Genomic DNA, 26,108 nt, shown 5'->3' on the forward strand with positions numbered 1-26,108 from the left:
CGATGCGATCGTCTCGGAAGATCGCGTCGCTCCGGGTCGGCGCAGGATCTCCGCCTCCCGGGCGTTCCCGGTGTTGCACCGCCGTTTCCGTCGTCGCGCGCCCGATGCGTAGTCCTCCCGATCCTGAAAGAAACCGATAATAGTAATATTGGCGAAACTTCCCGGAGACGCCGATGTGGCTGCCACCCTTGAACAGCCTGCGCAGCTTCGAAGCGGCCGCGCGCGTCGGCAGCTTCACCCGCGCCGCGGAGGAGCTGCGCGTCACGCAGGCGGCGGTGAGCCAGCAGGTGCGCGCGCTCGAGGACCATCTCGGCTACAAGGTGTTCGAGCGCGGCCTGCGCACGGTGGTGCTCACGCCGCGCGGCGCGGCGCTGGCGACCGCCATCCGCCGGGGCTTCGGCGAGATCGCCGCGACGCTCGCCGCCGCGGAGCGCACGCCCGCCGCGGACCTGCGCCTGACCACGACGGGGGCCATCGCGGCGGAGATCCTGCTGCCGCGCCTCGATCTCCTGCGGATCGCGCCGGCGCGGCTCGTCGTCGACGGCACCGACCTCGTGCGCGACCTCGACACCGGCGCCCACGACGCGGCGCTGCGCTTCGGCCGCGGCGACTACCGTCGCCTCGAGGTGGTGGAGCTCGCCCGCAGCTTCTACCTGCCGGTGGCGAGCCCCGCCTACGTCGTCGCGATGGGCATGCCCGCGAAGGGGCCGGACCCGCTCGCGGGGCTCGCCGGGCACAGCCTCGTCGACAGCGGCGCCGCCGGCGACGGCTGCCACCCGAGCTGGGACGACGTCGCGGGCGCGGACGTCGTGCGTCGCGCCCGCGAGCGGCTGCAGCTCGGGCAGCAGCATCTCGCGCTGCGGGCCGTCCTGAACGGACGCGGCATCGGCCTCATCGAGCGCAGCCTCGCCGCCCTGCACCTGGCCGAGGGACGGCTCGTGGCGCTCCCCCACGAGCCGATCCCGGGGACGCACGGCTACCACCTCGTGACGCGCACGACGGACGCGAAGGACGAGCGCCTCGCGGCGCTCCTCGTCTGGCTCGAGGGCACCTTCGCGCCGCCCCCGGGCGCGGCGCCTCAGGCCGCCGCCGGGCGGGCCAGGGCCGGGGTCCAGGCGGGCGCCGAGACCGCCGCGTCCGGGAAGGCGTAGGGATCCATCGGGTCGCAGCTGCCCGATTCGATGACGAGCCGCTCGCCGATCGCGAGACGCGCGGCGTGCGCGGCCAGGATCTCGGTGACGACGTGGTCCTCCAGCGAGCAGCCGGTGGAGTCGAACACCGTGGTCGCCTCGCGCAGGGACGCGAAGGTCTCGGGCGCCTTCACCAGGCTGTGCAGCTCCGCGCCGATCTCGCCCGGGCGCACCTGCTGGCACTCGCCCTCCACCACCGCCTGCGCGGCGTAGTCCGGCGTGATGTACGCGCGCTCCAGCAGGGCGCGCGGCAGCTCGAACTTGCCGGGGATGTCGGAGCCGACGGCGTTGACGTGCAGGTGGCGCGCGAGCGGCCGATCGGAGAAGACCGGACCCTCACCCACGCCGACCGACGTGGCCGTCACCAGCACGTCCGCCGCCTCGAGCACGGCGTCGAGGGAGGAGGGGATCGCCCGCAGGCCCAGCCGCGCGACGCGGCGCGGGAAGTCGGCGAGGACGGCGGGATCGCGATCCGCGACGCGCACCTCCGCGAAGCGGTGGATCCGAGACAGCGCGTGCAGCTGCGTGACGGCCTGCGCCCCGGCGCCGACGATGCCGAGCGTGCGCGCCTGCGGATGGGCGAGGATCTCGGTCGCCACCGCGGAGGCGGCTCCGGTGCGCAGGGCCGTGGCGAAGCAGCCGTCGACGATGGCGAGGAGGTGACCGTCCACCACGTCGTAGAGGCTGTTCGTGGCGACGATCGTCGGCAGCCCCCGCCGGAAGGGATTCCCGGGGTGGTAGCCCACCACCTTCATGCAGACGTTCCGGTCGCGCCGGTAGCACGGCATGAACTCGACGAGCCCCGGCTCCGGGGTGTCGTAGACGAAGCCGGTCCGCTTCTGGATCGCCACGGCGCCGTCCCCGAAGGTGCGGAAGGCCTCGCGCAGGCCGACGATCGTCTCGTCCATGAGCGCGTCGAGGCCGACGGCCGAGACGATCGCGCCGATGTCGCGCTCGGTGAGGATGATGGTGGGTCGCTGGGACATGTCGGAGCCTTTCTGGTGGCGACGGCGCGCCCGTCTCGGTGCGCCCGTCGGGTTCGTGGAGGCGCAGGGCGGCGGGCGCCGCCCCGCGGCGGGTCAGCGCTGGTCGCCGGCGGCGATCGGGCGGATCTCGCCGCTCATCACCTTGCGGTAGAAGGACCAGTAGGACGGCTCGACGACCCGCATCTCGTCGCGGCGGCGCGCGTGCGCCTGCGCACAGCGGCCCATCGGGATGCCCGCCACCATGTGGTGGATCGTGTGGAGGTTGTTGCCGTTCGTGTACCAGCGGGCGAGCGCGCTCGCCTCGATCGTGCGCGTGTTGCGCGCCGGATCCGGCTCGCCGTAGACGTCGAGCCCGAAATGCTCCGGCAGCTCGATGAGGTAGTGCGCCGGCTCGGCGACGAGGACGAGCGGGACGAGCCAGGCGAGCACGAAGAACAGGTCGCCGGTGAGCACCGTGTAGGCGATCGCGACGGCGATCACGAGGCCGAACAGCCGGTACTCCGAGCGGATCTGCGCGGCGGTGCGCTCGTTGCGCACACCCTCGACGGGACGCCCGAGGCACGCGTCGACGATGCGGCCGGCGAGCGCCACGAAGCGGCCGGGCGAGAGCGCGGCGAGCGCGAGTTTCAGCGGGGAGTCGAGGCCGCGCTTGGGATAGTCGAAGAACTCCTCGTTCTCCGGGGTGCCGAGCCGGGCGTGGTGGCGCAGGTGCGAGTAGCGGTAGTGCGCGTAGGAGCTCAGCATCGGCAGCCCGCAGAGGATGCCGAGCGCGCGGCTGAGGCCCTGCGAGCGGAAGGCGTGGTTGTGCAGGAGCTCGTGCTGCAGCTCCGTGAAGTGGGCGTAGAACAGCCCCAGGACGAGCATCGCCCCGAGGACGGCCGGGACGCTCCAGGGCGCCGGGATCGCGTCGCGCAGCGCGATCACGCTCCCGGCGGCGACGATGACGCCGAGCGCGAAGCCGTAGACGAGCAGGAAGCGCGCGGGCGTGCGCTGGAGCGCGGCGAGGCGGGTCTCGCGGACGGCCTCGGCGGAGGCGGCCTGGGCCGGGACGGTCCGGGCGGAGGGCGCGGTCGCGGCGGTCGCGGCGACGAGAAGGTCGGTATCGGCCATGGTTCGGAGATCCTCGGCGGTGAGTGGGACCCCGCATCTCTCTACGTAGAATCACCTACGTAAAACCACGCAATGTAAAATCAGAAGTTATATATTACGCATCAGCGCTTCTAATGATCGGTATTCCTCGTCGCGCACGGCGGAGCCGACGCCCCGCCTTCGGGCGGGACGTCGGCTCGCGCGCGGGACGCGGCTGCGGCTCGGCTGCGACCCGGCTAGCTGCGCCAGGGCTGCGCCGCCGCGGCCGCCAGCGAGGGCGGCGGCGCGGGCTCCCGCGGCGCCCGCTCGGGGCCGAGGCGCGCGGCGTTGGTGAGCGCGGCGCCTGCGATGGTGACCATGCCGCCGAGCAGCACGCCGTATCCCGGCAGAATGCCCCAGTAGAGCACCTCGAGCGCCGTCGCCACGACGGGCAGGAGGTAGAGCAGCCCCGCCGCCCGACCCGCCGGAACGGAGCGCAGCGCCCAGGACCACAGCACGTATGCGGCGAGCCCCGGCAGCGTCGCGAGGTACAGGACCGCGAGCAGCGACGGGAGCGGCACGGTCCCCGACAGCATCAGGCTCGCGCCCTCGTGGCCGAAGGGCAGGAGCAGCAGCGTGCCGATCCAGATGCTGTAGGCGGTCAGCTCGAAGGGGCCCCATCCGCGCGCCAGGAGCCGCTTCGTGAGAACGAAGGCGATGGCCTGGAAGAACGTGGCGAGCAGCACGAACCAGGCGCCGGCGGTGAAGCGCACGCCCTCGCTCGCGTTCGTGGCGATGACCGTGACGCCGACGCAGGCGAGGCCGATCCCCGCCCAGCCGCGCCGGCCCATGCGCTCGCCCAGGAAGGCGAGCGCCAGGATCGCGGTGAAGACGGGTGTCGCGTTGTAGACGAGGCTCGCGGCGCTGGCGCTGAGCGTGAGTTCGCCGATGTTGAGGGCGAGCGCGTAGCCGAACACGCCGAAGAAGCCCAGCGCGACGAGCAGCGCCACGTCCGTCGCGCCGCGCGGCAGGCGCGGCCGCCAGACGAAGGCCGCCGCCACGAGGACGAGGGAGGTGGTCGCGTAGCGCGCCACGGCCATCTGCGCGGGATCGAAGGCCTCCATGGCGAGCCGGATGGCGGGAAAGACCGATCCCCAGAGGAAGACGGTCACGCCGAGGGCGGCCGCGACGCGGATGCCCCCGGAGGCTGCCGCGTCGGGCGCGGCGGAGAGTGGGGCGGCCACGGTCAGGCGCTCGCGCGCACGAGGCCGCCGTCCACGAGCAGGCTCTGGCCGGTGATGTAGGACGACTCGTCCGAGACGAGGAAGGCGGCGGTGCGGGCCACCTCGGCCACGGTGGCGTACCGGCCCGCCGGGATCGCCGCGCGGCGCGCCTCGTCGAGCGGGTAGGAATCCACGAATCCCGGCAGGATCGCGTTGGCGCGGATCCCGTGCTCGGCGTAGCGCTCGGCGTAGAGGCGCGTCCAGGCGCCGAGCGCGGCGCGCAGGGTGGACGAGACCGGCATGGCGAGATCGGGCGCGCGCGCCGTGAAGCTCGAGATCGTCACGATCGCCCCGCGGCCGCGCTTCAGCATCAGCGGCGTCGTCAGCCGCGCGAGCCGCGTCACGCTGAGCACGACGAGGTCGAAGCCGTGCCGCCAGGTCTCGTCGGAGAGGCCGACGAGGTCGCCCTTCGGGGGATGGCCGGTATTGTTGACCACCGCGTCGACGCGCCCCCAGCGCTCGACCGTGGCCGCGACGAGGCGCTCGATGTCGTCGGGCTCGGTCACCGAGCCGACGACCGAGAGGCCGCCGATCTCGGCGGCCACGGCCTGCGCGGCGCCGGAGGGAGACATGACGGCGACCCGCCAGCCGCGGCCGGCGAGCTCGCGGGCGATCCCCGCCCCGATGCCGCGGCCCGCGGCGGTGACGATGGCGACCGGAGCGTCCGCTGCCTTCGCCCGTGCTTCGTTGGATGTCATCACGGCCTCTTTCCATGCATCTCGATGTGCTGTTCAATTGGGGGTACGTCGCGGCCGCCTGTCGCGAGAGAAGCACGCATGCGGCGCGAGAGATTATCTGTCGGGCCGCCGGCGGCCCCCCGGCCCGGAACCCGGCCGGGGACGAGGCCGCCGAGACGGCCGCCGAGACCGCCGCCGAGACCCCGGCGAGAGGGAGCCGAGGAGCCCACCATGACGCTCAAGCCCTCGCCCTTCGGCCCGATGCCGCCGCTCAACGCCCTGCGTGCCTTCGAGGCGAGCGCGCGGCTCGGCGCCTTCGCGGCGGCGGCGGAGGAGCTCGGCGTCACCCAGGGCGCCGTCGCGCAGCAGGTGCGGGCGCTCGAGGCGGTGCTCGGCGAGCCGCTGTTCGAGCGCCGCGCCCGCGGGCTCGCGCTCACCACGCGGGGCGAGGCCTTCGTCGAGCCCGTGCGGCGCGCCTTCGAGCTGATCGGCCAGGCGACGGCGAGCGCGGCGGCGCCCGCGGCCCGGCGCACGGCGGTGACGCTGAGCGTGCCGCCGACCTTCGCCGCCCGCTGGCTGGTCCCGCGGCTCGAGCGCTTCACGCGCCGCCATCCGACCGTGGACGTGCGCATCCTCGCGGTGGAGCGGCGCGTGCGGATCGGCCCGCGCGGGGAGGCCGATCTCGGCGTGCGCTACGGGGTCGCGCCCTTCGAGGGACTGGTGGCGGACCGGCTCGAGAGCCTGCCGCTGGTGCCGGTCTGCACCCCGGCCTACGCCGACCGGCACGGGCTCGCCGGAGGTCCGGCGCGGCTCGCGGGCGCGGTGCTCCTGCACGACGCGCACGCCCTGTGGCCGTCCTGGCTCGCCGCCTTCGGCGCGGGCGGGATCGACGCGAGCCGGGGCTTGCGCTTCAGCCAGACCACGCTCGCCCTCGACGCGGCGCTCGGCGGCCAGGGCGTCGCGTTGGCCCCCGAGCCGTTCGTCGCCTCGGACCTGCGCGAGGGCCGCCTCGCGGCGCCCTTCGGCCCCGAGCGGGTGCTCGCGAGCGCCGCCGGCCTCTGGGTCGTCGCCGCGCCGGGCCGGCGCACCGAGCCCGTCGAGGCGATGCGCGCCTGGCTCGTCGAGGAGGCCGCCGAGAACGCCCGGTGAGCGCGGCCCGGCCTCGCGGCGCCCTCAGGCCACCGCGGCCCTCGGCGCGACATCCGCCGCCTGCGCGTCCACCCGCGCGGCCCCGAACAGGTCACCCTGGAGGTAGTCCACCCCCCAGCCCGCGAGCATGACGGCGGCTTCCTCGGTCTCGACCCATTCCGCCACGGTGGGGATGCCGAGGTGGTGGGCGAGGTCGATCAGGGTGCGCACGAAGAAGCGGTCGTCCGGCGAGCGGGCGAGGTTCTGGACGAAGGCGCCGTCGATCTTGACGAGGTCCACGGGGAAGTCGCGCAGGTGGCGGAAGGAGGTGTGGCCGGCCCCGAAATCGTCGAGGGCGATGGCGACGCCCAGCGCCTTCATCGCGTCGAGCCGACCGCGGGTCGCGTCGGGATCGCGCACGGCGACCGTTTCCGTCACCTCGACGATGAGCCGCTCGGCGACGCCCGGATGCGCGCCCAGCGTCGCGGCGAGGATGCCGAGCCAGTCCGGCGTCTCCAGCGTGAGGGGCGAGAGGTTGATCGACAGGCGCTCCTCGGGATGGGCGAGGAGCCGGCGGGCCGCGAGTTCGAGCACGCGCGCGTCGAGCAGGGGCACGAGCCCGGCGCGCTCGACGAGCGGGATGATGTCGGCGGCGCCGACGATGCGCCCGTCCTCCTCGCGGATTCGCGCGAGCGCCTCGTGGAAGGCGACGCGGCGCGTGCCGCCGGCCTCGACCACCGGCTGGCGGGCGGCGACGACGCGGCGCTCGTTGAGCGCGGCGATGACGTCGAGCTCGCGCCCCGCCCGCGGCGCAGGCCCGCCGCGCAGCGTGCCGGGGCGGTAGATCTGCCAGCCGGCGGCGGTGCGGCGGCTCGCGGTGAGCGCTTCCTCGGCCCGGCGCAGCAGGCCCGCCGCTTCGCTCGCGTGGTCGGGGGCGCTCGCCGCGCCGATGGCGACGCGCACGGAGACCGGGCCGCGGGGCGTCTGCAGCGGCGCGCCCTCGACGCCCGCACGCAGGCGCTCGGCGGCGATCGGCGCCTGATCGAGGGTGCAGGACAGGAGCGCGACGCCGAAGCGGTTCGAGGCATAACGCGCGAACACGTCGCGGCGGCGCATCACCACCGCCGCGCGGCGCATCGCCTCCTCGATGGCGAGGTCCGCGACCTCGAAGCCGTGCTCCTCGTTGAGCCGCTCGAGGCCCTCGATCGACATGACGAGGAGCGTCATCGGGCGGTTCGCCCGCGCCGCGGCCGTGACGTCACGGCCGATCTGCGCGAGGAAGGCCGCCCGCGTGTCGGGACCCGACTGCGCCTCGCGCGCGACCGGGGCGAGGCGCAGCACGCCGTGGGCGAAGACCGGGCGGCCCTCGGAATCCGCGTACCAGCGGCCGGTGTCCTCCACCTGGACGCAGCCGTCCGCGGCGGCGCCGTGGGTGCCGCGGGCGGCGGCGGGCAGGCGCAGCAGGTAGGTGGCGCGATAGGGCACGCCCGCGCCGGAGGCAGCCTGCGCGCTCTCCACCCGGCCGGCGTCGAGCACGGCGTCGTGTCGCGTGCGCCCGCCGATGTCCTCGCAGGCGAGCCCGAAGGCCGCACCGGTGGCGAAGGGCGCCAGGTCGGGCAGGCCGAAGACCTCGGGGGCGTTGGCGCTCCAGGCGAGCGCGTCGCTTCCCACGTCCCAGTCGTAGACGACCTCGCCGATCGAGGTGAGCACCGAGCGCGGGTCGAGGGGGCCGCGGGCACGCTCGGGCCGGCACGCGGCGGGCTTCGCTCCGGCCTCGCTGCGGCCGGTCTCGCGTCTCGCGCCGCCGGGGCGTGCTCCCTCGAATTCCATGACGTCCCCGTCCCCCGCCCGTCGCCGCGCGAGCCCGCGCGCGCAGGTTCTCGGCGACGACGATGGGAGCGGAGGGTTAACGAAGGGTGAAGAACGGCGCGAGACTTGCTAGCAAGGAGGCGTCGTCCACATCGGAGGCCGCGGCGTTGCATAACGAGACATTAACGCGAGGGACCGAATGCCGCGCGCTCGTGCCTCTGGAGCCGCGGGCGCGAACGTCGCGCGCGGCCGCCGGACGTCCCGACGCCGGCTTCCTCACCCAGCTCATCGCCTGCGAACGGCGGCTGCCGGCCTATCGCGAGCGCCGCCGCGCCGAGCCGGCGGACGGCGCGGCGCGGTACGGCGCGACGGCGGCGCCCGGCGCACGGCCGGGCTGGTCGCGCAGCCTCTGAGCCCGGGCGCATCCGAACCCCGACACCGGCCTGGAGCCCGACGCGTCCGATTCTGGCGCGATCGTTCAAGCCCCGCCCGCAGAACGCCGTAGCCTTCGATGATCGGGTCCGCCCGCGACCCGCCGGAGGTGACGATGGAGTTCGAGATCAACGGCGCGCGCGCGTCGATTCCAGAAGCCATGCGCGAGGATCGACTCCTCTGGGTCCTGCGGGACGCGTTCGGCCTGCGCGGTCCGCGCTACGGCTGCGGTGTAGGGGCCTGCGGCGCCTGCACCGTCCACGTCGACGGACGCGCGGAACGCTCCTGCCTGCTCACGGCCGGCGACGTCGCGGCCCGTCGCGTGGTGACCCTCGAGGGGCTCGGCGCCGGCCGGACGGACGGCCTGCATCCGGTCCAGCGCGCTTGGATCGAGGAGCGTGTTCCGCAATGCGGCTATTGCCAGAACGGCCAGATCATGACGGCCGCCGCGCTCCTGGGCGCGGCACCGCCGGCCGATTCCGAGGAGGTCGCGGCGACCCTGGACACCGTGCTCTGCCGGTGCGGGACGCACGACCGCATCCGCCGCGCGATCGCCCGCGCCCGGGTTCTCGTGCGGGAGGGCGCGTGATGGGGTGGTCGCGCCGCCGGGTTCTCGCGGCGCTCGGGTGGAGCGCCGCCGGCATCGTCGCCGTCGCTGCGTGGGGCGGCGCCCGCGCCGGGCTGCCCCCGCTGCCGCACAGGCGCCCGCCGACGACCGCGGATGCGGCTTTCTGGGCGAGCCTGAGGCCGGACGGCACGGTCGAGATCGCCTCGCCCCGCGCCGAGATGGGTCAGGGGATCGCGACGGCCCTGCGCCGGATCGCGGCGGAGGAGACGGGCGTCGGCTTCGCCCGGGTCTCCTTCGTCCACCCGCGCACCGATCGCATGCCGCCGTCCCGCGCCACCGTCGGGTCCGACTCGATCGCGGACTTCGCGCCGCTGCTGGCGAAGGCCTGCGCGGCGCTGGCGCTGGCGGCGCGGCGGCGCGCTGCGGCGGCGCTGGGCGTTCCGGTCGGAGAGATCCGCATCCTGGGCGACGCCGCCCTCGCCGAGGACGGACGCGCGGTTCCCCTCGCAGACCTCGCCCGGGCGCCGCTGGTGCTCGATGCCGAGGCGGTGGACGGCGCCACCGCGCGCAGCCTCGATCCCACGAGTGCCCGGTCGGTGATCGGTACCGCTCAGGAGCCGGACGGCATCCGCGCCCTGATCACCGGCGCTCGGCCGCTGTTCGCCGACGATGTCCGCCTGGCGCACATGGTCTTCGGCGCGGTCCTGCGCCCGCCCCGCCTCGGCGCGCGGCTCGAGTGGGTCGACGACGGTGCGGCGCGGGACCTGGCCGGCTACATCGGCCTTCGGCGGGACGGAGCCTTCGCCGGCATCCTCGCGCGCACGCAGGGCACTCTGGAACGCGCGCTGGCACTCGTCGAGACGCGATGGTCGGGCGGGACGCGGGCTTCGCAGCCGGAGATCGACGCAGCGGTCGACATCGATCGCGATCATCCCGACGGCGGCTCCGAGCACGGCCTGCGCGACGATCCCGTCGACGACGAGGCGCCGTTCGACGTCGCGCTGCGGCTCGAGGTGCCGATGGCGGCGCACGCGGCGATGGAGCCGCGCAGCGCCGTCGCCCGCCTCCTGGACGGGCGGCTGGAGGTGTGGACCGGCTCGCAGGACGTGACCTTCGTCCGGCGCGTCCTCGCCGATGCGCTCGACCTCGACGAGGCGCGCGTGGTGGTTCACGGGCAGCGCCTCGGCGGCGGCTTCGGCGGGCGCACGATCTGCACGGTCGAGCTCGAAGCGGCGCGCCTCGCCCGCGCATCCGGGCTCCCGGTGAAGGTCCGCTGGAGCCGCGAGGACGAGTTCGGACATGCCTTCCACAGGCCGCCGTCCACGCACCGGATCGAGGCCCGGCTGACTCCGGAGGGACGGATCGCCGCGTGGCGTCATCGCTTCCGCTCGGGGCACGTCGTCTTCACGTCGGCGGCGATGGGGCCGCTGCTCCAGCGGGCGACCTCCTTCGTCGCCGACCCGGGCGTCGCGCGCGGCGCGGTTCCCCCCTACGCGATCGGCGCGCTCCACGTCGGCTTCGAGGACGTGCGCCTGCCGGTGGACACCGGCCCCTGGCGCGGGCTCGGCGCGGCCCCGAACGTCTGGGCCGTGGAGACGGCGATCGACGCGTTGGCGCGGGCCGCAGGGCAGGACACCCTCGCGTTCCGGCTCGCCAATCTCGGCCCCGATGCGGCGCGCCTCGCCCGGTGTCTCGCACGTGTCGCGACACTGTCGCGCTGGAGCGAACGCCGCGCCACACCGGAGCTCGGCTACGGGGTCGCCTGCGGCGTCTACAAGGAGAAATCGTTCGCCGCGGTCGTGGCCGAGGTGAGGCTCGAGGGGGTTCGGCCGCGCGTCACGCATCTCTGGTGCGCGCACGATTGCGGCCTCGTGATCGATCCGGACGGCGTGCGCGCGCAGATCGAGGGCAACCTCGTCTGGGGCATCGGCACGGCGCTGCACGAGCGCCTGGAGCTCGCCGACGGCCGCGTGGCCGCCGGCAACTTCACGGACTACGCGATCGCACGCTCGACCGACGTGCCGTCGATGACGATCGATCTCGTCGACGAAGGCGACCCGCCCTCCGGCGCGGGCGAAACCGCCATCGTCGCCGCGCCGGCCGCGATCACCAACGCCATCGCGGCGATCACGGGCCGCACCGTGACGCGGCTGCCTCACGATCCGAGCCGCGGATGATCGCACGCAGATCGGCTAGGGTCGGAAGGCCGATGGTCGAGCGGACCGCCGGGCGAATGAAGGGGGTCGAGGTGGAGGATTTCGCGAGCGCGTCCCTCGTGGGCTTCGTGCGCGCCTCGCTGGCGCGACGCCGGCTCGACGTGGCGGACGCGCAGCCGCCTGCGCCCGGCGCACTGATCGCTCTGGACGCGAAGCGCGGATTGCTGCGCCGTATCGCGGAGGATCACGGCCTCGGGACCGTCCATGCGATCGGTACGGACATCCGCCACGCGCCGTTCGACCCGATCCTGCACATGCTGCTCGCCGCGCCGACCGGGGCCGACCTGATCGGGCGCTGGCAGCGCCTCGAACGCTACGTCCACTCCCGCCACCGCGTCCGTACGGAGCGGGCCGGCAGTCGCGACCTCGTCCTGGCGCACGTCTCCGAACGGGGAGAGCCGCCCGATCCGGCGGAGGACCTGCTCGTCGCCGGCCTCCTCGTCGGTCTCCTGGACAAGCGCGGCTGCGGGCCGGTGGACCTGATCCTGGTGCAGGAGGACGGGACCGAGATCGCCCCCGCGCGGATCGCCACGACCGGGGGCCCCGTGCAGACCCACCGCTGGCGGCTCCGCTGGCGCGCGGAGCCCACCTCCCCGACGCCGACGGTGCCCCTCGGCGCGGCCCAGGCGTCGGCGCGCGGATCGACCGCACGCGTGCTCGCGCGCCTCGCCGAGGACCCGGCCGGGCCCTGGTCGCTGCAGGGCCTGGCCGACGACCTCGGGCTCGCCGAGCGCACGCTGCAGCGCAGGCTCGCCGCCGACGGGCTGTCGCTCTCGACGGCCATCGCAGAGGCGCGCGTGCAGGAGGCCTCGCGCCTCCTGACAGAGACGCAGACGCCGATCGGCCTCGTCGGCCTGCTCGCCGGATATACGGACCCGCCGCATTTCAGCCGCGCGTTCCGGAAGCGGCTGGGCTTCACGCCATCGGAATACCGGAAAATCAAGGCGAAGCCGACGCGGGCGGGGGCCCGCTGACGCGAACAGCGGCCCCTGGTCCAGGGCCGCTGCCTGCCGAACGAGGGGCGACGCGACGGCGCGCGCCCGATATCGGTCGCCCGAGGAGGATCAGTCCTCGGACTTCACCGTCAGCACCTGGCGACCGCGGTACATGCCGGTCTTCAGGTCGATGTGGTGCGGGCGGCGCAGCTCGCCGGAATCCTTGTCCTCGACGTAGGTCGGGGCCTTCAGCGCGTCGGCGGAGCGGCGCATGCCGCGCTTGGACGGCGAGGTCTTTCTCTTCGGAACGGCCATTGTTCGTCTCCGGTCGGGTCTCAACGCCGGCGCGCGCACGCGTGCGCGGCTCGCCGGCGGGCAAGTCGGTCGAGGCGCGGTCTATATACGCTCGCGCCGCCGTTGCCTACCCCGAAAAACGAGCCGGCGCCGAATTCCGCACGCCCCGCGCGGAGCCCCCGCCGCGCCTCTGGCGCGACCCGCCGCCGCGCCCTACCTCGGAGCGACGAGACGCGTACAGGAGGAACGCAGCATGGCCGCCGAGACGCTCACCGCCGCCGAGCGCGACGCGATGCTCCCCGGGCTCACCGGCTGGAGCCTCGTGGAAGGCCGCGACGCCATCCACAAGCGCTACGACTTCGCCGACTTCGTCTCCGCCTTCGGCTGGATGGCGAAGGTGGCGATCGTGGCGGAGAAGCACGACCACCATCCCGAATGGTTCAACGTCTACAAGACCGTGGAGGTGACGCTCTCCACCCACGACGCGGGCGGCCTCACCCGCCTGGACGTGACGCTCGCCCGGGAGATGGACCGGCTCGCCGCCGGGTGAGCGGCCGTGATCAACGCGTCGCCGCGACGAAGCCGCCGTCGACCACGATCTCGGTCCCCGTGACGTAGCGCGCCTCGTCGCTCGCGAGGAAGGCCACCGCGGCGGCGACGTCGAAGGCGTCCCCCATGAAGCCCATCGGCACCTGCGCATTGCGGGTGGCGACGAAGCCGTCGTAGTCGCCGCCGGCGTACTTGTCGGCGAGGCGCCGCACCAGCGGCGTGCCGATCAGCCCCGGCACGACGGCGTTGAGCCGCACCCCCCTGGAGGCGTAGATCACCGCCGTCGTGCGCGTCATCTGCAGGAGCGCGGCCTTCGCCGCCGCGTAGGCGACCTGCGGCTTGCCGATGTAGCGCAGCGCCGCCACGGACGCGACGCTCACGACCGCCCCGCGCCCCTGCCGCTCCATCACAGGCAGAACGGCCTTGCAGCAGAGCCAGGCGCTCTTGAGGTTGACGTCGATCTGCGCGTCGAAGGTCTCCTCGTCCATCTCGACCGGGCCGCCGGGCTCGGAGCGGCCGACGTTGTTGACGAGGACGTCGATGCGCCCGTGCCGGGCGACGACGTCGGCGACGAGCGCCTCGACCGCGGCGCGGTCGGTGACGTCGCAGGGATGGACCTCGCAGCGGCCGCCCTCGCCGGAGACGATCCGGCGCGTGACCTCGGCCGCCTCGGGGTCGCGGTCGCAGCCCACGACGATCGCGCCGCGGCGCGCCATCAGCGTGGCGATGGCCTGGCCGTTGCCCCAGCCCTCGCCCTTCGAGCCGTCGGCCCGCGAGCCGCAGCCGGTGACGAGGACGATCCGGTCGGTGAAGTCGAGCATGAGGTGCCTCCCGGGCCCGGGGCGGGCCGTATGGTTTCCCTTATGTAAAGCACGTCGTTCGCGCACGTCTCGAAATGGAGCGTTCGTGCAAACCCGGCTTTCGGATCTCGATGCTTAAAGGAGTCCCGCAGCGAGGAGAACGACCATGTTCGATTTCGGGAAGATCGCCGTCGGGAAGATCGCCGTCGGGACGATCGGCTTCGGGAAGATCGGCTTTCGGAAGAACGAGGCCGGCAACGTCGCCATCGCCTTCGCGCTGACGCTCATCCCCACGCTGGGAATCACCGGCGCAGCGGTGGACTACACCCGCGTCAACGCCGCCCGCGAGTTCGCCCGCAGCGTGAGCGACGGCACGGCGGTGCGCATCGCCGCCGCGGACACCGACATCGCCGCGCAGGCGCTCGCCGGCGCGCGGACGTTGATCGAGAGCCGCTACGGCGACCAGCTCACGGCGATCGAGGTCACCGGCCGCTGGCTCGACCCGGCGCACTACGCCGTGCGCGTCGAGGCCGCCCTCGACACGCGGATCCTGGCTGCGGTGCCGGGCATGCCGCGCGAGATCCCGTTCACGCTGGAGAGCGTGACGCGGCGCATCCCGCCGACCTGGGTGACGGCGCCGCCCCACCAGTCGCTGCTCGAGCCGGAGGCGGCGGACTACAACCGCATCTCCATGTACTGCTACGATCCCGAGCGCGCCGGCGAGCCGGACGGCGGGCGCCGCGCGCTCACCCCCATCGCCGACAACGGCTCGCCGCCGACGGACTTCGCGGCGCAGGGGCACGTGCTCCCGACCTGCGGCCCCGGCGAGGTGGTGAGCTACATGCTCCGGAACGTCCGCAGCGCCCGTCGAAATCCGGCACGGTGGGACGACCCGACGCAGGAGGTCTACGAGTACTACGCCGACACGGTGCTCGACCCCGAGACCCGGGTGATGATCCACGATGTGCGCGGGTATCGGGTGACGAACGGCACCACGCGCACGTCGCTCGACATGCGCGTGAGCCCCATCCTCGAGACGATCCGCTGCGCCACGCTCGCCGAGTGCAAGCCGGTCTCGCAGGGGGGCATCATTCCCAACCGGCGCACGGGTCGCACGCCGCAGACGGCCACGCAGGCCTGCGCCGAGGGCATGTACATGTATTTCGGCTGGGAGGATCGCCCGCCGAACCTCGGCTGGACCGACCAGGACTACGACGACATCCGCCTCGTGGTGAACTGTCCCGTGCGCGAGCGGGTCACCGACAAGCAGGTGATGATCGTGCGCTGAGACGCACTCGGGGCACGCGGCTCGGGCTCAGATCCCGCCGCCGAGCTCGAGGATGCGTTCGCGCAGCCGCACGACCTCGGCCTCGAGCGCGCGGATGCGCGCCTTGAGCGCCGCCTCGCTCGGGGTGACGGCGAGAGTCGCCGCCGCCGGTGCGGCCGCCTCGGCCGGCGGCTCGCCCTCCGCCACGTCGAGGAAGGCGATGCCCGCCTCGCCGCCGCGGCGCCAGCGCAGCTCGGCGCGGTGTACGACGTTCATCTGCGGGATGACGATCTCGAAGTGCCCGGGCAGCGTCACGCCCTCGGAGATGTCGATCTTGGCGCCGGTCTCGGAGATGTTGCGCACCACGCAGTCGATCGTGACGGCGCCGCCGCCGTAGCGGATGCGCGCAGCCACGAGCGCCCGTCGCCGGGGCGCCGTCCGCTGCTCGCTCGTCTCCACGATCGTGCTCATGGTTCCGTCCTTCCGATCGCGCAGCATAGCGACGGGCTGCTGAGATCCGGTTAACGCGATGCGGGAGCGGCGGGCCAGGTGAAGTCGTCCGCCCGTCCGGGCGCGGCGGGAGGCGCCACGCCGTCCGCGAGCACGCGCTCGTTGAGGAGCCGCGTCGCCCGGTCGGCGAGCGGCGGCGCACGCACGAGCGCCGCCGATCCTCCCGCCGCGGCGGTCTCGGTGAGGGGGACGACGGGGCCGATGGCGGGCGGGGGCTCCTCGATCGCGACCGCGTCCGGCGCCTCGGGCAGTGCCGAGAGCCGCGCGACGATCTCGTCCACGGTGAGCGCCTCGAGGTCGCCGAGCGCGGCGAGGCCGTCCGCGGCGGGGGGCGGGGCGACGGCGGAGACCGGCGCGGGACGGTCGCGGGCGAGCAGCCGACGGATCTCGACGTCGGCGAAATGCGCGGCCTTGCGCCCGCCCGCGGGCGTGAGGTGGATGCCGTCGCCGGCGCGCAGGCGCCCGATCTGGCCTTCCAGCGTCGGCCCGTTGTCGGAATAGCGGTTGTCGTCGTCGACGAAGCCCTGCCAGATGTCGACCCAGATGCCGCCACCGCGGGTCACGCGCCCGCGCACGATCTCGTTGATCGCCTGCAGGTCCGTCGAGAGTCGCGAGGAACGCATCGGCGGCAGGCCGACCCAGACGAGCGGCACGCCGGCCGCGCGGAACTTCGCGAGGATCGCGTCGACGCGCCGTGCGTAGGCCTCCTTCCACTCCGGGCCGAGACGCGCGAGGCGCCTCTCGGGCGTCGCGATGTCCTGGCGGTCGTTCAGCCCGACGAGCACGACGCCGATGTCGAAGGCGCCCTCGCCGGTCAGGAACGGATCGATTTCGGCGCGCCAGTCGTGGAAATCGTCGCGCACCAGGCCCGAGGAGCCCTGCGCGCGGGTCTGCACCGTGACGTTCGGCTTGTCGGAGAGGACGTCGGCGAGGCCCTCGCCGAGATTGCTCGCGAGCGAATCGCCGAAGACGACCACCCGATGGGTGATCGGCACGTCCTGCGGCACGTCCTGCGTAACCGCCGCCGCCGTCTCGGCCTGCGGCGGGGAGACGGGCGCCCGTGCCGGCCGGGGCGCACGCCGGGGCCGCTGGCGCGCTGCGGGCGCCGGCTCCGCCGCCGTGGGCTGTGAGCGCAGGACCTCGAGCCAGATCCGGCGCTCGTCGTCGTTGGCGCGCACGGGCGCCGTTCCCGCCGCGATCGCCAGGACGAGCGCGGCACAGGCAAGGGCGAGACGGACGAGCGGGCGGGGCGCGCGCATCGGCATGTCCGACACCATAGCGCATCCGCGCCGCGCCGTCAGCGCCCGCGCAGCGCCTCGAGCACGGCGACGTCGGCGTAGCCGTCGGCGGTCAGGCCTCTGGAAAGCTGGAAGCTGCGCACCGCCTCGCGGGTCATCGAGCCGATCTTGCCGTCGACCGTGCCGTCGTAGAGGCCGAGCCCGGCGAGCCGGGTCTGCAACTCCCGGCGCTCGGACGCGTCGAGCATGCGCTCGTTCCGCGGCCAGTCGCCGCGTACCCCTCCGCCGCCGGTCAGCCGCTGCCCGAGGAGCGCAACGCCCATGGCGTAGCTGTCGGAGGAATTGTAGCGCTTGATCACGTCGTAGTTGGCGGTGACGAGGAAGGCCGGGCCGCGCGCGCCCGCGGGCAGGAACAGCGTCGCCTCCGCGCCGCCCGCCGGAAGCGCGCCGCCGGCGGCGGGCGTCACCCCGAGCGCGGCCCAGCTCGCGAAGGGCATCCGCCGCTGGGCGAAGTCGAAGCCCGCGGGCAGGCGCACCTCGACGCCCCAGGGCAGCCCCGTCCGCCAGCCGTGCTCCTTGAGATAGTTGGCGGTGGAGGCGAGCGCGTCGGGGATCGAGCGCCAGATGTCGCGCTTGCCGTCGCCGTCTCCGTCGACCGCGAAGCGCAGGTAGCTCGTGGGCATGAACTGGGTGTGGCCCATGGCGCCGGCCCAGGAGCCCTGGAGCTCCCCCCGCGAGATCTTGCCCGTCTCCAGGATCTCGAGCGCTGCGAGGAGCTCGCCGCGGAAGAAGTCTCCGCGATGGCGCGCGTGCGCGAGCGTGGCGAGCGACCGGATCACGTCCATGTTGCCGGTGAAGCCGCCGAAATTGGTCTCCATGCCCCACACGCCGAGCACGATCGCCTGCGGCACGCCGTAGGTGCGCTCGACGGAGGCGAGGATCGAGGCGTAGCGCGTGCGCGCGGCCTCGCCGAGGCGGATGCGCTCGGCGGAGACCGCGTTGTCGATGTATTCCCAGATCGGCCGGGTGAACTCGGACTGACGCTGCGTCAGTTCGATGATGCGCGGGTTGGGCGTCACGCCGGCGAAGGCGCCGTCGAACGTCGCGCGCGAGACGCCGCGCGCCTGGGCCTCGGGCCAGAGGCCGGCGACGAAGCTCCCGAACTCCCCCTGCGGCACGCCCTCCTGCGGGGCGCGCGCGTCGAGGCTCGCGGTCGCGACCCCGATCGGCTCGCCGATCCCGGTTCCCGCCCCGGCGACGGTGCAGCCGCCGAGGGGCAGCGCCGTGGCCGCGATCGCGACGGCGAGCGCGCGGGCGCGGCGCGGGAAGGGTTGTCGTGTGACGGTGCGGAGCATGGGCGATCGCTTTCGGGGACCGAGACTAACGCGTTGCGCCGGATGCCACCAGAGTATGGTGAAGATGGGATTAACCCGGACCGCCCGCCCCGCCGCGTCACCCCGCCGCGCGTACCCGCTCCCCGCCGTTGCCGAGCCGCCGCTCCCAGGCGAGCGCCTGGGCGACGATGGTGTCGAGGTCGGCATGGCGCGGCTCCCAGGCGAGGACCTCGCGGATCAGCGTCGCGTCGGCGACGAGCGCGGCGGGATCGCCCGCGCGGCGGGGCGCCTCGACGACGTCGAAGTCGAGGCCCGAGACGCGCCGGACCGTGTCCACCACCTCCCGCACGGAGGCCCCCGTCCCGTAGCCGCAATTGAGCGTGAGCCGCCCGCCCTCGCTGCGCAGGTGGCGCAGGGCCGCCACGTGGGCGTCGGCGAGATCGCTCACCTGGACGTAGTCGCGCAGGCAGGTGCCGTCGGGCGTCGCGTAGTCCGTGCCGAAGATCGACAGGCCGGGGCGCGCGCCGAGCGCCGCCTGGGCGGCGACCTTGATCAGGTGCGTGGCGCTGCGCGACGACTGGCCCGCCCGCCCCCGCGGATCGGCGCCCGCGACGTTGAAGTAGCGCAGCACCGCGTAGTCGAGACCGTGCGCCGCGGCCGTGTCGCGGATCATCCACTCGCTCATCAGCTTGGAGCGGCCGTAGGGGTTGATCGGCGCGGGCGCGCAGTCCTCGGCGATCAGCGGCAGGTCGGGCTCGCCGTAGACGGCGGCGGTGGAGGAGAAGACGAGCCGCTCGACGCCGGCGGCCACCGCCACCGCGAGGAGGGCCCGGGTCTTCACCGTGTTGGCGTCGTAGTAGCCGAGCGGATCGGCGACGGAGTCCGGCACCACGATCTTGGCGGCGAAGTGCATGATCTCGCGGATGCCGTACTCGGCCAGGATGCGCGTCACCAGCGCGGCGTTGGCGACGTCGCCGACGACGAGGCGCACCCCGTCGGGGACCGCGTCGGCGACGCCGGTGGAGAGATCGTCGAGGACGACGACGTCCTCCCCCGCGTCCGCGAGTGCGAGAACCGCATGCGCCCCGATGTAGCCCGCGCCGCCCGTCACCAGCACCGTCATCGTCCGCTCCCGCCTTTACGCCACGCTCGGGCCTCTGGCATGGTGCCGCGCAGCCCGGATCGGCGAATGATGCAACGAGACTGCTCGAGGAGCCGTTAAGCCGACCGGGCGCGGCACGCCGGCGCAACCGACGGCCGCGACAGACCAGCGAGGAACGAACGTCATGAAGCGCATCCGCAAGGCCGTCCTTCCCGTCGCCGGGCTCGGCACCCGTTTCCTGCCCGCCACCAAGGCGGTGCCCAAGGAGATGCTGACGGTGGTGGACCGGCCGGTGGTCCAGCACGTGGTGGACGAGGCGAAGGCGGCGGGCATCGAGCACTTCGTCTTCGTCACCGGCCGCGGCAAGGGCGCGATCGAGGACCATTTCGACATCGCCTACGAGCTGGAGGCGACGCTGGAGGCGCGCGGCAAGAGGCCGGCGCTGGACGGCCTGAAGGCGGATCTGCCGACGGCCGGCGGAACGAGCTTCACCCGCCAGCAGGCACCGCTCGGGCTCGGGCACGCGGTGTGGTGCGCCCGCGAGATCGTCGGGAACGAGCCCTTCGCGGTGATCCTGCCCGACATGCTGTCGAAGGGCGGCATGACCCAGATGCTCGAGGCCTACGAGCGCCACGGCGGCAACATCGTCGCCGCCGAGGAGGTGCCGATGGAGGAGACCTCGAAATACGGCATCCTCTCCGTGGCCGAGGACCACGGCAAGACCTTCCGGATCTCCGGCATGGTCGAGAAGCCGAAGGTCGAGGAGGCGCCCTCCAACCTGATGATCTCCGGACGCTACATCCTCCAGCCGGAGATCTTCGACGTCCTCGAGCGCCAGGAGCCCGGCGCCGGCGGCGAGATCCAGCTCACCGACGCCATGAAGACGCTGATGGAAAGCCAGGACTTCCACGGCATGCGCTACGAGGGCACCACCCACGATACCGGCTCGAAGATCGGCTTCCTGGTCGCGAACCTCGCCTACGGTCTGGAGGACCCGGAGCTGGGGCCGGCGCTGCGCCGGGAGATCGCGCGGTTGACGCGCTGAGGCGGACGGGGTGAGGCTGGCGGGGTGAGGCTGGCGGGGTTGAGGCGGGCGGTCTCGGAGGGAGCTTCCGCGCGGCGCACGACGCATGGCCGCAAGTGCCCAGCATTCGTGGAGCCGCATCTTATTGCCGTTGGCGAACGAGCTGCGGGCTGCTACTCGTACGCGGTTCGTTCGCGGAGGCCTCAGAGATGCATGACGAGCCGGACAATGCCATCAGGCTCACCGAAGACGCCGAGACGGGTGACCGATTCCTCGTCTACGGCACCGAGAACGGGCTGCGTCTCGACATCCGCTTCACGGGCGAGACGTTGTGGATGACGCAGGCGCAGATCGCCGCCCTCTTCGCTCGCGACGTGTCGAGCATCTCCCGCCACATCGCCAACGTCTTCAAGGAGGGCGAGCTCGAGGAAGAGGGGTCTTTGCAAAAAGTGCAAACAACCTCTGGTAAGGTCACGACGATTTACAGCCTAGATATGGTGATATCGGTCGGATATCGGGTCTCCTCCGCCCAGGCAACGGCCTTTCGGAGGTGGGCAACGAGCGTGCTCGTGCAATTTGCGAAGGCGGGCTTTGTTATCGACAAGCCGCGGCTTCGTGCTCCCGAGAGTTCAGATCGCATCGCCGAACTCAAGGAAATCATACGGGACATCCGTTCCGACGAAGCGAACGTCTATCGCGAATTGAAGCGTATTTGCTCGTTGTGTCAGGATTACGACGGATCTACAGAAGCGGCACGCACTTTCTATCAGAGGACACAGGCCAAGCTCATCTATGCCGTAGCTAGCCAGACTCCTTCTGAACTGGTCTCAGATCGCGCGAACTCGGATGTGCCTAACATGGGACTGCAGACCTGGCCCGCAGAAAATATTAGAAAGAAGGACATCTTCGTCTCGAAGAATTATTTATTCGAGAATGAATTGAAAGAATTGAATCGCTTGACTACCATCCTCCTGGACATCTTCGAGGACCAGCTCGATCTTGGCCGTATCGTTGTCATGAGCGACGCATCTCAACTCCTCGATGATCAGCTGAAGCGACTCGGCCGTTCAGTCCTCCGCAGCGGCGGCAGCGTAAGCGCCGGCGACGCCAAGGCGGTGGCGGAGCGGCATTACGAGGCCTTCCACGCGCAGCGCACACTAGCACGGCGGCGGGCGGCGGACCGAGACATCGCCGCCCTCGCGTCCGAGGCAAGGTCCGTGCGCAGTCCCAAGAAGGGGTGAGCGCCGAGCTACGCCGATCGCGCGCATGCCCGATGCGCGCCTGATGCGATTGCCCGCGCCCGATCCTCGGCCTAGACGGCTGTGCGTCGCCATCGCACCCGAGACCCGAGCCCTATGCCCGAGCCCACGCCGCGGGAGGCCGGCCCGCCGCCCCTCACCTTCGCCGGCGCCCGCACCGGCATGCGGCTCACGCTGCCGCTCGTGCCGGGCGTGATCGTGTTCGGCACCGCCTTCGGCGCGGCGGCGGCGCAGAAGGGGTTCGACCTCTGGCTGACGCTCTCGCTCTCCGCCTTCGTCTTCGCCGGCGCCTCGCAGATGGTGGCTCTGGAACTGTGGCGGGAGGTCTGGACCTGGCCGACGCTCCTCTACCTCGTCGCGGTCACCGCCACGATCAACGGGCGCATGGTGCTGATGGGCGCGGCCATCGCCCCCCACGTGAAGGCGATGCCGCGCGGCATCCGGCTCCTCAATTTCTTCGTGCTCGTCGACGCGAACTGGCTCGTCGCGACGCGCTACCACGGCGAGGGCGGGCGCGACCTCGGGGTGATCCTCGGCGCGGGCGCGATGCTCTGGGTGCTGTGGGTGCTCGCCACGATCCCGGGCTTCCTCGCGGGCGCGCTGGTGACCCGGCCCGAGGCCTTCGGGCTCGACCTCGTGATGCCGATCTTCTTCGCGGTGATGCTCGTGCCGCTGTGGAAGGGCCTCGCCCCGGCGATGCCCTGGATCGTCGCCGGGGCGGTGGCGCTCGCCACGAGCGCGCTCGTCGACGGCTACGCCTTCATCGTCGTCGGCGCGCTCGCCGGCGCGGCCGCTGGAGCGCTGCGCGATGGCTGAGAGCGCGCTCGCCGCCGCCTTCCTCGCCCACCCGGCGGCGGACTACCTCGCCGTCGCGCTGATGGCGGGCGCGACCTACCTGTGCCGGGCGTCGGGCATCCTGTTCATGAGCCGCATGCGCATCACGCCGCGCATCGACCGGGCGCTGAGGGCCCTGCCGGGCTCGATCGTGGTGGCCACGATCCTGCCGATCGCCGCCCAGTCCGGCCTTCCGGCGGTGCTCGGCCTCGCCGCCGCGATCGCGACGATGGCGCTCGTGCGGATCGAGCTCGCGGGCGTGGCGGCGGGGCTCGCGGCGGTGTCCCTGGCGCGGCTCGCGGGGCTGTGAGCGGCGACGCTTCCTTTTCGGCCCGTCCTTGGGCATGATGCCCGCATGGAGCGGGACACGATCATCGCCGACTTGTCGCGCCACGCCGACGCCGTGAAGGCGCGCGGCGCGTCCGCGCTGTGGCTGTTCGGGTCCGTTGCACGCGGCGACGCCCGGCCCGACAGCGACATCGACCTCTTCCTGGACTACGACCTCGACAGCCGGTTCTCGCTCTTCGATCTGGTGGGCATCAAGCTCTATCTCGAGGAAGCCCTGCGGCGCCCGGTGGACGTCACCACCCGCGACAGCCTGCACCCGAGGCTGCGCGGGGAGATCGAGGCGAACGCGGTGCAGGTGTTTTGACGAGCCGGCCGATCGGTATCGTCCTCGACGAGATGCTCGACGCGATCGATCACATCGAAGAGGCTTGCCGTGGCAAGACATCGGCCGATCTGGAGGCCGACTGGCTTCTCGCCCGAGGGGTGGAGCGAGGCTTGGAGATCCTCAATCTTCGTCCTCAACTCGTGCTTTTTCGTCGATCTGCGCTTCACCGGTGTACTCTTCGTCGTCGGGCTCTTCGGCGCCCGAGACGAAGAAGTGGTGTGCGTGCGAGGTCGCAAGGTAGGTCTGTAACTCCGTGCGGGCCTTGGCGATCGTCTCGTAATACGCCTTGAACGGCGCGGACACTACGTCGGCGCGCTGACGGCTCGGCGGCACTGGAATCGAGATCTCGAGGTAGCGCTTTCCCACGTCCTCGCGATTCGTCTGCATGAAGATTACCCGCCGCCACTGATCGCGCACGATCTTGAGCGTCATTGCCCACAGCAGGTAGAACATGTCGAACGGAGCCTCACGCCCCGGCCGCAAGACGATGATCTCCTTCGTCGTGAGCACCTGCTCTTGTCCCGGCATAAGCAAGCAGAAATCCCCGATGTTCTTGGAGGTGCGCTCCGGGCACACAAGATCGAAGGCTTGGAGCCCCGAAGACTTTCCACGCCAGAATTTTTCCGCCACGGTGCGCGTTACCCGATTCGTCGGGTTGATGTTCACCAGCCCCGCCCGCAGGTCTGAGACCTTGATGTAGGGGATCTCGCCGATCCGCTGCTCTTGCGAGGGCGAGCCGTGGCCGCCGCGGATCAGCAGCCGGTTCGTCTTCGCCAGCTCGCCGAGCGTCGCCGAAGAGAAGCCTTTCAGCGCCTCATCCTCGGCGAGCGCCGCCTGGAACGCATCGTCATAGCGGTGATCGTAATAAACCGGCACCGCGCATTTCAGGCTTACCTTCTCCGCCGGCACGAAGGTCAGGGTGGCCGGGAGATCCTCTTCATCACCGTCCGGCACGCCCTTCAGCTTTACAAGGGCTTCCATGTCCTCGAGCAGCTGATCGTTGACCGCATCGACCAGGCCGCCCGTCTCGGGGTCGACCACCTGGAGGCGCTGCGCCGTCACCGGGTCGACCTTTTTGAGCAGCCGGCCGCCTTTGGTCAGACCACAGGTCGGCGCCGTCGAGACCATCACATGGTCCTTGGAAAACCATTTCGGTTTGTGAATCGCCATCATCAATCCTCCTCGTCGTCCGCCGCCGGCGCCAGCACCGTGTCCGAGCCCTCGCCCACTTTTTCGAAGATGTAAAAGTTCGTCTTGGCGCGGCAGAACTCCTCGAAGGCCTCCATTGCGATGTTCATCATCCCGCGCAGCTCGAGCCTTCCCTCCATCCAGCCCGGAAGCCACCGGTAGCGCTTGGAGAAGAAGTACGTCTCTGGCAGCACGATGCCGATGCGTCCGCCCACCTGGAGCAGGCGGTGCGCTAGCTCGAGATAGACGAGGCCGATCTCGAGATCGGCGTACTTGCCGGGCTTCATCGCCGCGTGCTGCGAGATCGTGTAGGCCGAGGCCTTGCAGTCGGCCGCCTTGACCTTCAGGTCCTCGCCAAAGGGCGGATTGGTGATTACCACCGTGAACTGGCCCAGCACGAACGGCGCGCCCGGCTGACCCAGCTGATCGCGCAGAGGGGTGTAGCGCCGCCCCCACTCGCCGGCGCGTACGGCGTCCCCAAGCAGGACGTGCGTCGAGCCGTCCCGCATCGCCACCATCATCGCGCGGGTGAGCTTCACCCCGATATCGTCCTTGTCGACGCCGTAGAGGTTGTCGTTCGCCCATTTCACGAGGTTCCAGGCCTCGTCGGGGTTCGGAAATTCCTTCGCCGCCACCTGGCGCAGCGCCTCGATCAGAAAGCCCCCCGTCCCACAGGCCGGATCGATCACCTTGTCCGAAGAGGTGATGTCGAGCGCCATCACCGCTGGCCGCACCACGCGCAAGGGCGTCAAATATTGACCCTCGCCACTCTTCAGCGCCGAGGTGCGAAACGTCTGGAAGGCCTTGGCCAGCATGTCGATGCCGTCGCCCATGATGCGGAACGGCCACAGCTCCGCGACGACCGCATGAATCGTCTGATCGGTCAGCAGCAGCTCGTCGCGATCGTGCGGGAGAAAGATGCGCGTGCGCTGCCGCCTGAAATAATCCCTGAACAGCGCGCGGATCTTCTCGGCCGTGCGCGTCACGCGCTCGGCGGGCGCGCCATATAGACGGAACTCCATTTCGTCACTTTGCCGAGCTGAGCGGCTGTAGATGGCGTCATTTTCAAGCTTGACCAGCACGATGTGCAGCAATTCGCGCAGCTGGTCTTCGCGCCGCGTGACGGCCGAGTCCGAAACAACAACAGTTGCAACAATCCGCCGGAGCACAGCCGAAAGCTCGGCCTCGGTCGGCTCACGGATGGAGTTCCAGGTTGGCGGCTCGTCGGGCGCCTGAGTGAAATCGTCATCGGGGTCGGGCATCTTCGCACCCGGTACCTCGACCCATTCTGCCGTATGGCGCTTATAGATCGCCAACGTCTCGGAGCCATTGGTCCAAAAACCCATCCTGGCCATCGGCTCAGAGCTGAGGTAGCGCATCAACTGAGTCTTGCCTGCGTCGATATCGGGCTCCTTGAATTCGAAGATTACTTGCAACGCGTGCGCCTCGCCGCTCGCATCAGCGAAGGCGACTAAGTCAGCTGTGCCGCAGATCTCGTATTTCTGGCCGCGCTCGCGCTTTGTCAGATCGTGCGGCGTTTTCGGCACCGGCCACTCCGGTTTCCATCGAAGCTGAGCTTCCAGCCACCCCAAACGGAGCAACTCCTTTATCACGTTCTGTCGAACCGCCTCCTCTAGCTTCGGGCGGGGATCCGCATGCGCCCCTTGCGATTCAGCCTCACAATGCATTTTCATGGGCCACCCTTTTCTGCGAGATAGATACGAGCACGCCGAAAAAAGGGCAA

At 71.8% G+C, this 26,108-nt stretch carries 26 protein-coding genes; 13 read left to right on the plus strand and 13 right to left on the minus strand.

Annotation, left to right across the window (positions count from 1 at the left end):
- Positions 1-173: 173 nt before the first annotated feature.
- On the plus strand, positions 174-1,151 hold the full coding sequence (locus AB9M23_RS13340) for a LysR family transcriptional regulator (protein ID WP_372425044.1): 978 nt from the start codon (positions 174-176) through the stop codon (positions 1,149-1,151).
- Here the strand turns inward: AB9M23_RS13340 and AB9M23_RS13345 are convergent.
- The 4 genes from AB9M23_RS13345 to AB9M23_RS13360 form a co-directional block, all read right to left on the minus strand.
- On the minus strand, positions 1,079-2,176 hold the full coding sequence (locus AB9M23_RS13345) for an ornithine cyclodeaminase family protein (RefSeq protein WP_372425045.1): 1,098 nt from the start codon (positions 2,174-2,176) through the stop codon (positions 1,079-1,081). The two genes, AB9M23_RS13340 and AB9M23_RS13345, sit on opposite strands and share 73 nt — an antisense overlap.
- 93 nt (positions 2,177-2,269) lie before the next feature.
- On the minus strand, positions 2,270-3,286 hold the full coding sequence (locus AB9M23_RS13350) for a fatty acid desaturase family protein (protein WP_372425046.1): 1,017 nt from the start codon (positions 3,284-3,286) through the stop codon (positions 2,270-2,272).
- Positions 3,287-3,501: 215 nt separating this feature from the next.
- The gene (locus tag AB9M23_RS13355) at positions 3,502-4,488 is read right to left on the minus strand and encodes a DMT family transporter (protein ID WP_372425047.1); all 987 of its coding nucleotides are present in this window, start codon (positions 4,486-4,488) and stop codon (positions 3,502-3,504) included.
- A gap of 2 nt (positions 4,489-4,490) precedes the next feature.
- Positions 4,491-5,225, minus strand: a complete 735-nt coding sequence (locus AB9M23_RS13360) for an SDR family oxidoreductase (protein ID WP_372425048.1) — start codon at positions 5,223-5,225, stop codon at positions 4,491-4,493.
- Between the two features lie 210 nt (positions 5,226-5,435).
- Here AB9M23_RS13360 and AB9M23_RS13365 point away from each other — a divergent pair, with 210 nt between their 5' ends.
- Positions 5,436-6,353, plus strand: a complete 918-nt coding sequence (locus tag AB9M23_RS13365; protein ID WP_372425049.1) for a LysR substrate-binding domain-containing protein — start codon at positions 5,436-5,438, stop codon at positions 6,351-6,353.
- Positions 6,354-6,377: 24 nt separating this feature from the next.
- Here AB9M23_RS13365 and AB9M23_RS13370 read toward each other — a convergent pair whose 3' ends face one another.
- Positions 6,378-8,162, minus strand: coding sequence for an EAL domain-containing protein (locus AB9M23_RS13370; RefSeq protein ID WP_372425050.1), 1,785 nt, complete (start codon positions 8,160-8,162; stop codon positions 6,378-6,380).
- A 191-nt stretch (positions 8,163-8,353) separates the two neighbouring features.
- Between AB9M23_RS13370 and AB9M23_RS13375 the strand changes: the two genes are divergently transcribed.
- The 4 genes from AB9M23_RS13375 to AB9M23_RS13390 all read left to right on the plus strand — a co-directional run bounded on the left by AB9M23_RS13375 (position 8,354) and on the right by AB9M23_RS13390 (position 12,331).
- On the plus strand, positions 8,354-8,554 hold the full coding sequence (locus AB9M23_RS13375; protein WP_372425051.1) for a hypothetical protein: 201 nt from the start codon (positions 8,354-8,356) through the stop codon (positions 8,552-8,554).
- Positions 8,555-8,652: 98 nt separating this feature from the next.
- A complete protein-coding gene (locus tag AB9M23_RS13380; protein ID WP_372425052.1) occupies positions 8,653-9,162 on the plus strand; it encodes a (2Fe-2S)-binding protein in 510 nt (169 codons plus the stop codon).
- Positions 9,162-11,318, plus strand: a complete 2,157-nt coding sequence (locus AB9M23_RS13385; RefSeq protein WP_372425053.1) for a xanthine dehydrogenase family protein molybdopterin-binding subunit — start codon at positions 9,162-9,164, stop codon at positions 11,316-11,318. Before AB9M23_RS13380 ends, AB9M23_RS13385 begins: the two co-directional genes overlap by 1 nt.
- Positions 11,319-11,350: 32 nt before the next feature.
- Entirely contained in the window at positions 11,351-12,331 is a 981-nt protein-coding gene (locus AB9M23_RS13390) for a helix-turn-helix transcriptional regulator (RefSeq protein WP_372425054.1), read from the plus strand.
- Between the two features lie 90 nt (positions 12,332-12,421).
- On the opposite strand, the gene rpmF is transcribed toward AB9M23_RS13390, so the two are convergent.
- Positions 12,422-12,607 (minus strand): 50S ribosomal protein L32, encoded by a 186-nt coding sequence (gene rpmF, locus AB9M23_RS13395; protein ID WP_372425055.1) that lies wholly within the window; start codon positions 12,605-12,607, stop codon positions 12,422-12,424.
- 232 nt (positions 12,608-12,839) lie between these two features.
- Here rpmF and AB9M23_RS13400 point away from each other — a divergent pair, with 232 nt between their 5' ends.
- Positions 12,840-13,136: a 4a-hydroxytetrahydrobiopterin dehydratase gene (locus AB9M23_RS13400; protein WP_372425056.1), complete on the plus strand. Its 297-nt coding sequence runs from the start codon at positions 12,840-12,842 to the stop codon at positions 13,134-13,136.
- Between the two features lie 10 nt (positions 13,137-13,146).
- Here AB9M23_RS13400 and AB9M23_RS13405 read toward each other — a convergent pair whose 3' ends face one another.
- A complete protein-coding gene (locus tag AB9M23_RS13405; protein ID WP_372425057.1) occupies positions 13,147-13,956 on the minus strand; it encodes an SDR family NAD(P)-dependent oxidoreductase in 810 nt (269 codons plus the stop codon).
- Between the two features lie 145 nt (positions 13,957-14,101).
- Here AB9M23_RS13405 and AB9M23_RS13410 point away from each other — a divergent pair, with 145 nt between their 5' ends.
- A complete protein-coding gene (locus AB9M23_RS13410) occupies positions 14,102-15,223 on the plus strand; it encodes a TadE/TadG family type IV pilus assembly protein (RefSeq protein ID WP_372425058.1) in 1,122 nt (373 codons plus the stop codon).
- A 27-nt stretch (positions 15,224-15,250) separates the two neighbouring features.
- On the opposite strand, the gene AB9M23_RS13415 is transcribed toward AB9M23_RS13410, so the two are convergent.
- The 4 genes from AB9M23_RS13415 to galE form a co-directional block, all read right to left on the minus strand.
- Entirely contained in the window at positions 15,251-15,673 is a 423-nt protein-coding gene (locus AB9M23_RS13415) for a PilZ domain-containing protein (RefSeq protein WP_372425059.1), read from the minus strand.
- 50 nt (positions 15,674-15,723) lie between these two features.
- Positions 15,724-16,971, minus strand: coding sequence for an SGNH/GDSL hydrolase family protein (locus tag AB9M23_RS13420; protein ID WP_372425060.1), 1,248 nt, complete (start codon positions 16,969-16,971; stop codon positions 15,724-15,726).
- Between the two features lie 38 nt (positions 16,972-17,009).
- On the minus strand, positions 17,010-18,305 hold the full coding sequence (locus tag AB9M23_RS13425) for a lytic murein transglycosylase (RefSeq protein WP_372425061.1): 1,296 nt from the start codon (positions 18,303-18,305) through the stop codon (positions 17,010-17,012).
- 97 nt (positions 18,306-18,402) lie between these two features.
- Complete coding sequence (galE, locus tag AB9M23_RS13430; RefSeq protein WP_372425062.1) at positions 18,403-19,407, minus strand: UDP-glucose 4-epimerase GalE; 1,005 nt, start codon at positions 19,405-19,407, stop codon at positions 18,403-18,405.
- Positions 19,408-19,570: 163 nt separating this feature from the next.
- On the opposite strand from galE, the gene galU reads away from it, so the two are divergent.
- The 5 genes from galU (at position 19,571) to AB9M23_RS13455 (ending at position 23,155) form a co-directional block, all read left to right on the plus strand.
- Complete coding sequence (gene galU, locus AB9M23_RS13435; protein WP_372425063.1) at positions 19,571-20,431, plus strand: UTP--glucose-1-phosphate uridylyltransferase GalU; 861 nt, start codon at positions 19,571-19,573, stop codon at positions 20,429-20,431.
- Between the two features lie 188 nt (positions 20,432-20,619).
- Positions 20,620-21,651, plus strand: coding sequence for a RhuM family protein (gene rhuM / locus AB9M23_RS13440; protein WP_372425064.1), 1,032 nt, complete (start codon positions 20,620-20,622; stop codon positions 21,649-21,651).
- Positions 21,652-21,765: 114 nt separating this feature from the next.
- Entirely contained in the window at positions 21,766-22,485 is a 720-nt protein-coding gene (locus tag AB9M23_RS13445; RefSeq protein WP_372425065.1) for an AzlC family ABC transporter permease, read from the plus strand.
- Positions 22,478-22,813 carry an AzlD family protein gene (locus AB9M23_RS13450; RefSeq protein WP_372425066.1) on the plus strand — a complete coding sequence of 112 codons (336 nt, stop codon included), beginning with the start codon at positions 22,478-22,480 and terminating at the stop codon, positions 22,811-22,813. The genes AB9M23_RS13445 and AB9M23_RS13450 overlap by 8 nt, the downstream gene beginning before the upstream one ends.
- 45 nt (positions 22,814-22,858) lie before the next feature.
- On the plus strand, positions 22,859-23,155 hold the full coding sequence (locus AB9M23_RS13455; protein ID WP_372425067.1) for a nucleotidyltransferase family protein: 297 nt from the start codon (positions 22,859-22,861) through the stop codon (positions 23,153-23,155).
- Between the two features lie 141 nt (positions 23,156-23,296).
- Here AB9M23_RS13455 and AB9M23_RS13460 read toward each other — a convergent pair whose 3' ends face one another.
- Positions 23,297-24,346, minus strand: a complete 1,050-nt coding sequence (locus tag AB9M23_RS13460) for a hypothetical protein (protein ID WP_372425068.1) — start codon at positions 24,344-24,346, stop codon at positions 23,297-23,299.
- Between the two features lie 2 nt (positions 24,347-24,348).
- Positions 24,349-25,977 carry an HsdM family class I SAM-dependent methyltransferase gene (locus AB9M23_RS13465; RefSeq protein ID WP_372425069.1) on the minus strand — a complete coding sequence of 543 codons (1,629 nt, stop codon included), beginning with the start codon at positions 25,975-25,977 and terminating at the stop codon, positions 24,349-24,351.
- Between the last annotated feature and the right edge of the window lie 131 nt (positions 25,978-26,108).

It is taken from the genome of Salinarimonas chemoclinalis, assembly GCF_041514305.1.
Taxonomy (GTDB): domain Bacteria; phylum Pseudomonadota; class Alphaproteobacteria; order Rhizobiales; family Beijerinckiaceae; genus Salinarimonas; species Salinarimonas chemoclinalis.